This window comes from Pasteurella canis, assembly GCF_900454865.1.
In the GTDB taxonomy this organism is placed as follows: domain Bacteria; phylum Pseudomonadota; class Gammaproteobacteria; order Enterobacterales; family Pasteurellaceae; genus Pasteurella; species Pasteurella canis.
Window position 1 is genome coordinate 1,476,519 of record NZ_UGTV01000015.1, and the last position, 8,482, is coordinate 1,485,000.

At 38.5% G+C, this 8,482-nt stretch carries 7 protein-coding genes, 2 tRNA genes, 3 rRNA genes and 1 other RNA gene (1 of these 13 running past the window's edge); 5 read left to right on the top strand and 8 right to left on the bottom strand.

Going from position 1 to position 8,482, the window contains the following annotated elements; genetic code table 11:
- Nucleotides 1-30: 30 nt before the first annotated feature.
- Nucleotides 31-813, top strand: coding sequence for an outer membrane protein assembly factor BamD (locus DYE19_RS07545; RefSeq protein ID WP_049215532.1), 783 nt, complete (start codon nt 31-33; stop codon nt 811-813).
- Between the two features lie 45 nt (nt 814-858).
- On the opposite strand, the gene DYE19_RS07550 is transcribed toward DYE19_RS07545, so the two are convergent.
- The 3 genes from DYE19_RS07550 to DYE19_RS07560 form a co-directional block, all read right to left on the bottom strand.
- A complete protein-coding gene (locus DYE19_RS07550; protein WP_049215549.1) occupies nt 859-1,428 on the bottom strand; it encodes a 5-formyltetrahydrofolate cyclo-ligase in 570 nt (189 codons plus the stop codon).
- Between the two features lie 14 nt (nt 1,429-1,442).
- Nucleotides 1,443-1,624, bottom strand: a non-coding RNA gene (ssrS, locus tag DYE19_RS07555) — 6S RNA.
- A gap of 79 nt (nt 1,625-1,703) precedes the next feature.
- Nucleotides 1,704-2,006, bottom strand: a complete 303-nt coding sequence (locus tag DYE19_RS07560) for a cell division protein ZapA (RefSeq protein ID WP_049215534.1) — start codon at nt 2,004-2,006, stop codon at nt 1,704-1,706.
- Nucleotides 2,007-2,143: 137 nt separating this feature from the next.
- On the opposite strand from DYE19_RS07560, the gene DYE19_RS07565 reads away from it, so the two are divergent.
- The 4 genes from DYE19_RS07565 to DYE19_RS07580 are packed head-to-tail and all read left to right on the top strand — an operon-like array spanning nt 2,144 to nt 6,430.
- Nucleotides 2,144-2,692 (top strand): YecA/YgfB family protein, encoded by a 549-nt coding sequence (locus DYE19_RS07565; RefSeq protein ID WP_115323154.1) that lies wholly within the window; start codon nt 2,144-2,146, stop codon nt 2,690-2,692.
- Between the two features lie 23 nt (nt 2,693-2,715).
- The gene (gene pepP, locus DYE19_RS07570; RefSeq protein WP_115323155.1) at nt 2,716-4,041 is read left to right on the top strand and encodes a Xaa-Pro aminopeptidase; all 1,326 of its coding nucleotides are present in this window, start codon (nt 2,716-2,718) and stop codon (nt 4,039-4,041) included.
- Between the two features lie 12 nt (nt 4,042-4,053).
- Nucleotides 4,054-5,259 (top strand): 2-octaprenyl-6-methoxyphenyl hydroxylase, encoded by a 1,206-nt coding sequence (gene ubiH / locus DYE19_RS07575; protein ID WP_115323156.1) that lies wholly within the window; start codon nt 4,054-4,056, stop codon nt 5,257-5,259.
- A gap of 1 nt (nt 5,260) precedes the next feature.
- Entirely contained in the window at nt 5,261-6,430 is a 1,170-nt protein-coding gene (locus DYE19_RS07580) for an FAD-dependent monooxygenase (protein ID WP_115323157.1), read from the top strand.
- Nucleotides 6,431-6,732: 302 nt separating this feature from the next.
- On the opposite strand, the gene DYE19_RS07585 is transcribed toward DYE19_RS07580, so the two are convergent.
- The 5 genes from DYE19_RS07585 to DYE19_RS07605 form a co-directional block, all read right to left on the bottom strand.
- Nucleotides 6,733-6,808, bottom strand: a tRNA-Trp gene (locus tag DYE19_RS07585).
- 33 nt (nt 6,809-6,841) lie between these two features.
- Nucleotides 6,842-6,918 (bottom strand) — tRNA-Asp (locus DYE19_RS07590).
- A gap of 11 nt (nt 6,919-6,929) precedes the next feature.
- Nucleotides 6,930-7,045 (bottom strand): 5S ribosomal RNA (gene rrf / locus DYE19_RS07595).
- Nucleotides 7,046-7,096: 51 nt separating this feature from the next.
- Nucleotides 7,097-7,212: ribosomal RNA gene (rrf, locus tag DYE19_RS07600) — 5S ribosomal RNA — on the bottom strand.
- A 171-nt stretch (nt 7,213-7,383) separates the two neighbouring features.
- Nucleotides 7,384-8,482: ribosomal RNA gene (locus DYE19_RS07605) — 23S ribosomal RNA — on the bottom strand; it runs 1,799 nt beyond the window's last position.

Sequence of the window (8,482 nt, forward strand, 5' to 3'; positions counted from 1 at the left end):
ATCATTGCTCGTAAAAATAAGGATTATCTAATGCGTAAATTAAAATCATTCACGCTTATTGCTTTAACCGCATTTGCTATTAGTGCCTGTTCAGGCTCTAAAGAGGTGGAACAACGTCCGGAACAAGAGCTTTATAATGTTGGTCAAACTTATTTGCAAGATGGCGATTATTCACAAGCTATCCGCTATTTAAATGCACTACATACTCGTTTCCCTGGCAGTAATTATAGCGAGCAAACTTTATTAAACTTAATCTATGCAAATTACAAAACTCAAGACTATACACAAACTCTGATTTTAGTTGATCGATTTTTACAACAATATCCTACTAGCCGTAATTTAGATTATGCTCTTTACATGGCTGGTTTGACTAACTCTGCATTAAGCGACAACTATATTCAAGACTTATTCAAGGTGGATCGAGCGACGCGTGAAAGCACATCGATTAAAACAGCATTTGCTAATTTCCAAACACTTGTACAACATTTCCCTAATAGCCCTTATACACCAGATGCCCTCGCTCGCATGGCATATATCAAGGCAAGTTTAGCTCGTCATGAATTATCCATTGCCAAATTTTATGCCAAACGTGATGCTCATATAGCAGTGGCAAACCGTGTGGTTGGTATGTTACAGCAATATCCTGATACACAGGCTACTTATGAAGCATTACCATTAATGCAAACGGCTTATGAGAAAATGAATCTAAAAGAGCTCGCAGCACAAACTGCAACTATTATTGAAGCCAATAAAGGCAGAACATTTGCCGAAGTAGAAAAACCTACCGAACCAAATGTGCAATTAGCACAATAAATTTAACATTTTAAAATAGGGATACTCTCAGTGGTATCCTATTTTTTATCCCACTAGAATCTGTGCTAAAGGTATATCCCAGCTTGCTAGTGGTAAGTGCTCGACTTGTTGACATTGGTGTGCTAGCCCAATAGGAATAAAAGATTTCTGTTGCCAATTTTGTAAAGTACGATCATAAAATCCTCCCCCCATCCCGAGACGATTTCCTTGCTGATCAAAAGCAACTAAAGGAACAAAAATAATATCTATCTCGTTCAATGGTAATACTTGCTGCACGTTTAATTTTGGCTGCCAAATACCGAATGTATTTTTCTGCATTAATGTTTTTGGCTGATACCCTAAAAATAATAAATATCCTGCACAAAATGGATGTAATACAGGTAAAAACACATTCTTCCCTTGTTCCCATAGATGTTCAATCAATAACTGAGTCGAAATCTCACCATCAAAAGCCAAATATAATGCAATATTCTGTGCTTGTTTTTGATCGATGAGTTGCAAAGCTTTCTGGGTAACAATAATTTCAGCTTGTTTTTGTTCAAATGTAGTCAACTTTTGACGAAGTTGCCTAACTTGGCGACGAATTTTTTGACGTAAGAGAGAATGGGTATTCATGAAATTGATCAAATGAAGAACCCGAGATGCCGCTGTAGGCATCAGTCCTTGAACCCAACGGTTCAAGGGAATCAGTTATAACTATTTTTAGGCTTCTTAGTAAAACTAAGCATGCACACCAACAATTAGAAACCAATTCATAATATAAAAGTATCGGCTCAGGGACATAACCCACTGGCAAACACCTCAGGTAATCTTTATTTTATACTAACTTAATTTAAGTCTATTGACTAGCGCTAATTCATTATTTGTTTATCAGTTCAACTAATTAGGCATTAATTGCTCGATTTTTGTGTCAAAATAGTTTCTAAAGAATGATCGAGTTGCTGAATCCTTGTTTTAAGTAAATCTTCAATAGATGTCGTTTTTTGTTGCTCCTGTAATAATTCATAACTTAAGTTTAATGCAACAATAGACAAGACTCGCTCTAATTGTAAAATACCTGTACGTTCTTTCATCTCTGACACTCGTAGATCAAGCACTTTTGCTGCTTGCTTTAGCGCCTCATGCTGCTCTTCTGGACAATTTAAACGCAAAACCTGCCCAAGTACAGGTAACTCAATACTTTTAGACGACATCTCGCCTCCATTCAGCTTAATTATTTTAAGTATTATTATGCCATAGCTAAAAAAATCCGTCTAATTATTGGTTGCATAGCATGAGAGTGGTAAACTGATACCCACTTATTAAATAAAGAATTATAAGGTCAGAATCAATGTTGTCTTATTCCGAATTTTCCCAAGATCTAAAAAATGCAGGTATAGCACTTTCTAGCGCCGAGCTCCATGGTTTTTTAAGTGGCTTAGTTTGTGGTGGCGTAACAGATCAAAGCTGGCAACCTCTCTTATTTCAATTTACTAACGAAAATCATGCTTACCCGCATACCTTGCTACAACAAGTTACCCAGTTGTATCAACAAATTCGTGAAAAATTAGCAGACATTGATGGATTTGATTTTGAACTATGGCTGCCTGAAAATGAGGATGATGTTTTTAGCCGCGCAGATAGCTTATCAGAATGGGCAAATCATTTCTTATTAGCTCTAGGATTAGCTCAACCCAAACTAGATAAAGAAAAAGGTGATATTGGTGAAGCACTCGACGACTTACATGATATTTGTCAATTAGGTTATGATGAGAGTGATGATAAAGAAGAATTAAGCGAAGCCTTGGAAGAAATCATTGAATATGTGCGCACCATTGCTTGCTTATTATTCACTCATTTTCAACCAGCCCAAACTGAACAAAAAACTGTATTACACTAATCCACATTATAAGGAGAATAAACATGGATTTAGCTTATATGGCTACGCTTCCGCAACAAGAATTTATTGAACGCCGTAATAAAGTTTTTGAGCAAATGCAAGATGATTCTGTATTTATTGTTTTTTCTGAAATTGAAAAGCGCCGTAGTAATGACTGTGCTTATCCATTTCGTCAAGATAGTTATTTTTGGTACTTAACAGGCTTTAATGAACCCAATTCAGTACTCATCTTACGTAAAAAATCAGGCAAACAAGAAAGTATCATTTTCGTTCGCCCTTCTGATCCTTTACGAGAAACATGGGATGGACGCCGTTTAGGTGTGACAAATGCACCAACTAAACTTTCTCTAGATCATGCTTTTTCGATCGACGACTTTAGTGCTGAATTTCCTAAAATTTTAGAAAATACTAATGCGATTTATCACTTACCAACTCTTCATCCTTGGGGGGATGAATTACTTACACAAAGTGCGGTCGATTTTAGCCAAGCTTTATGCTGGAAAGAGATGCTAGATGAAATGCGCTTATTTAAATCAGAGAATGAAATTGCTCTTATGCAACAGGCTGGACAAATCAGTGCTCTTGCTCATATTCGTGCGATGCAAAAAACTCGTCCAAATCGCTTAGAATATGAAATTGAACATGAAATTTTACATGAGTTTAGTCGTTTTGGTGCACGTAATCCATCTTATAACTCTATTATTGCAGGGGGAGAAAATGCGTGCATTTTACATTACACTGAAAATGACATGCCTTTAAAAGAAGGCGAATTAGTATTAATTGATGCTGGCTGCGAATTTGCAATGTATGCAGGAGACATTACAAGAACCTTCCCTGTTAATGGGAAATTCAGCCAAGCACAGCGTGATATTTATGAAATTGTACTCAATGCGCAAAAACGTGCTCTTGAGCTTCTTGTACCTGGTAATTCAATCCAACAAGCAAATGAAGAAGTTGTACGTATCAAAGTAGAGGGGCTAGTTAAACTAGGTATTTTACAAGGTGATATTAAAGAATTAATTGAAACAGAAGCCTATCGTCAATTCTATATGCATGGATTAGGGCATTGGTTAGGTTTAGATGTACATGATGTTGGTAGTTATAGCAAAGATGAACACAATAATAACCGTAATAGTAAAGTTCGCGACCGCCCATTAGAAGTAGGTATGGTATTAACAGTTGAACCTGGCTTATACATTTCAGAAAAAGCTAATGTGCCTGCACAATATAAAGGTATCGGTGTACGTATTGAAGATAATTTATTAATCACTGAATATGGTAATAAAAATCTAACAAGTGCTGTACCAAAAGAAATTGACGATATTGAAAAATTAATGGCAAATAAGTGATAGGATAGCGCAATGTCTCTGGATAAACACTACGATGTCATTATTGTTGGTGGCGCAATGGCTGGCGCTACATTGGCTCTTGCTCTCAGCGATCAAACGGCTGGCAAAATCAAAGTCGCAGTTTTAGAAAAACAAATTGCACACCAACATAAACAAAGTGGTTTTGATTCCCGTTGCATTGCTTTATCTGATGGTAGTTGCCAACGTTTAACACAAATCAATCTACCAAATGGTCAAACGTTGTGGCAACAATTCCAGCCTATTGTTACACCTATCAAAAAAATCCATGTTTCAGATAAAGGTCACAGTGGCTTAACCGAGTTTAGTGCCCATGAATTCGATTTATCCCAATTAGGTGGAGTTATAGAATTACAAGTTGCAGGGAAAATTTTACTCAACGCAATGCAGCAATATCCGCACATTGATTACTTCTCACCAGTTGATATTACAAACATTGAATACGATACCAATCAAGTAAAAATTTCACTTAAAAATGACCGCACTTTATGTACAAAACTACTTGTCGGTGCAGATGGTACACAATCATTAGTAGCAAATGCAGCTAAGATTTCACAAAAATTAGTCCGCCAATATAACCAAACTGCTATTATTACAAATGTATTACCACAACAAGCACACCAATACCGGGCTTTTGAACGCTTTACTGACGAAGGTCCTCTCGCTCTTCTACCCATGTCAAATAATTTGATGTCTCTTGTTTGGTGTGTACAAAATCCAGAAAAATTAATGCAATGTAGTGAAACTGAGTTTCTTGTCGCATTACAACACCGGTTTGGCTGGCGCCTAGGTAAATTATTACAATGTGGACAACGCTTTGCTTATCCACTAAATTTATATCAAGCAGAACAACATATTCAACCACGTATTGCATTAATTGGTAATGCTGCACAAACATTACACCCTATTGCAGGACAAGGCTTTAATCTTGGTATTCGTGATGTGATGCAATTAGCCAAGCTTGTCGCGACAAATTATAAAACAAAACAAGATATTGGTGACTATCAAAATTTAATGCCTTATGAAAGAGCACGTCAGCAAGATCAGCAACAAATTATCAATTTAACGGATAGTCTATTGTCTATTTTTGCTAATAACCTACTACCATTACAAATTGGGCGAACATTAGGTTTAATGGCGCTTTCACAATCACATTTATTACGTCAGTATTTCGCTAAACCGACTTTAGGATGGAAATAAGATGAAAACATTTGATATTACTATTATTGGTGGCGGAATGGTCGGTCTAGCGCTAGCTGCAAGTCTTGAAAAACAACCATTGCGCATTGCTCTCATTGAAGGTTTTCCTAATCAAGTGACGACTGATTCGATTACAAATCGCGTAAGTGCAATCAATCTTGCAAGTCAAAAACTCTTAACTGAGCTGAATGTGTGGTCACAACTTACTCAACTTCGTGCCACTGAATATAATTCCATGTATGTTTGGGAAAAGGATAGTTTTGCTAATATTGAATTTAATACGCAAAGTTTAGGTCTTCCTCATCTTGGACATATTATAGAAAATCATTTAATTCAACATTGCTTATGGGAAAAAGTAAAACAGCAGAAAAATGTAGAAATTGTTACCGCACTTCCGCAAGATTTGGGCATCACAGAAAGTAATGCGATTCTTACTTTAAATAATGGTCAAATTTTATCCACAAAACTTGTAATTGGTGCGGATGGTGCAAATTCTTGGCTGAGAAAACAAGCAGATATCCCTCTTATTTTTCGTGACTATGGTCATCATGCACTAGTTTGTAATGTACAAACAGAGGAGCCACATCAACACTGTGCAAGACAGGTTTTTGCAAAAGATAGTATTCTAGCGTTTCTACCATTACACCAAGATAATTTAAGTTCTATTGTATGGTCTTTGCCTGCTGAGAAAGCAACACTATTAACAACATGTGATAAGGAAGAATTTAATCGCAGTCTTTCTGCAGCTTTTGATATGCATTTGGGCTTATGTAAATTACAAGGAGAGCGTCGAAGTATACAACTCACTGCTCGCTATGCTCGTGATTTTGCAGCAAATAGAATTGTATTACTCGGTGATGCGGCCCATACTATTCACCCATTAGCTGGATTAGGTGTTAATCTAGGCTTTCAAGATGTCGTTACACTATCTAATACTATTCAAAACAATCTCGATCTTAATGTGGATATCGGTGAATATCGCTATTTGCGAGGCTATGAACGTCAATGCAAAAAAGAAGCTATGAAAATGCTGATTACTATGCAAGGATTAAAAGATCTCTTCGCTGGGGATAATCCCATTAAAAAATTAATTAGAGGTATCGGATTGAGCGCAACAAATAAATTAGACTTTGTAAAAACACAATTAATTAAACAAGCATTAGGTTTATAAACATATACTCAATTAAAAATCTCACTCAATAATCTCTAACGATATTTATTCAATAAAGATACTATAAGAACAAACACACTAAATTTTCATTTAAAAAATGGATTAAAAGATTTGATTAATATTTTAAAGCTGCAAAATATCATTATATTGCTGATTTATTTATTAGGAAAACTCATTCAAAAGAGAATTATCTTAGATTATATATTTTATATAAATATTGAACTAAACCTTACTTACTATAAGAACTTAGTCGTAAATATATTATAGAAAAACAGTTTATGAGATTAGAATGAATTATTGAATGGCAGGGGCGGAGAGGCTCGAACTCCCAACACCCGGTTTTGGAGACCGGTGCTCTACCAATTGAACTACGCCCCTAGAAAGAAAGCGAAACCTAATTCGCTAAATAAGTGGCGGAACGGACGGGACTCGAACCCGCGACCCCCTGCGTGACAGGCAGGTATTCTAACCAGCTGAACTACCGCTCCACTCAATTTATATTTGGTAGTGACCTACTCTCACATGGGGAAGCCCCACACTACCATCGGCGTTACAACATTTCACTTCTGAGTTCGGCATGGATTCAGGTGGTTCTGCTGCACTATTGCTACCAAAAAATTTTATTTCATTAATTCACTTAATTCCGAAATCAATTAATGAAATAATACCTGGCGGTGTCCTACTCTCACATGGGGAAGCCCCACACTACCATCGGCGTTACAGCGTTTCACTTCTAAGTTCGGCATGGAATTAGGTGGGTCCACTGCACTATCGCCGCCAAGATAATCCTGTTTGATGATTTACTCTCATCTCGTTCTTCACATCTTCATACTCTACCCTCATCCAGTACAGTATAAGATTCTCAATTGTCAACAAGCTGAACTACTATCCTTTCTCTCCAACCCCTACAGTCAGAAACATGTCGTCTTGTATTAAAAATACTTGAGCGTTGTATAGTTAAGCCTCTCGGGCAATTAGTATCTGTTAGCTCAACGTCTCGCAACGCTTACACACCAGACCTATCTACGTCGTAGTCTACAACAACCCTTACTGACTCTAAGTCAGGGATGACTCATCTTAAGGCAAGTTTCGTGCTTAGATGCTTTCAGCACTTATCTCTTCCGCATTTAGCTACCCAGCAATGCCTCTGGCGAGACAACTGGAACACCAGTGATGCGTCCACTCCGGTCCTCTCGTACTAGGAGCAGCCCCTTTCAATCATCCAACGCCCACGGCAGATAGGGACCGAACTGTCTCACGACGTTCTAAACCCAGCTCGCGTACCACTTTAAATGGCGAACAGCCATACCCTTGGGACCTACTTCAGCCCCAGGATGTGATGAGCCGACATCGAGGTGCCAAACACCGCCGTCGATATGAACTCTTGGGCGGTATCAGCCTGTTATCCCCGGAGTACCTTTTATCCGTTGAGCGATGGCCCTTCCATTCAGAACCACCGGATCACTATGACCTGCTTTCGCACCTGCTCGACTTGTCTGTCTCGCAGTTAAGCTTGCTTATACCATTGCACTAACCTGACGATGTCCGACCGTCATTAGCAAACCTTCGTGCTCCTCCGTTACGCTTTGGGAGGAGACCGCCCCAGTCAAACTACCCACCAGACACTGTCCGAGTACCCGTTTCAGGCACTTCGTTAGAACATCAAACGTTAAAGGGTGGTATTTCAAGGACGCCTCCAACAACACTGGCGTGTCATCTTCAAAGGCTCCCACCTATCCTACACATCAAAATTCAATGTTCAGTGTCAAGCTATAGTAAAGGTTCACGGGGTCTTTCCGTCTAGCCGCGGGTACACCGCATCTTCACGGCGATTTCAATTTCACTGAGTCTCGGGTGGAGACAGCCTGGCCATCATTATGCCATTCGTGCAGGTCGGAACTTACCCGACAAGGAATTTCGCTACCTTAGGACCGTTATAGTTACGGCCGCCGTTTACTGGGGCTTCGATCAGGAGCTTCTCTTTCGATAACACCATCAATTAACCTTCCAGCACCGGGCAGGCATCACACCCTATACGTCCACTTTCGTGTT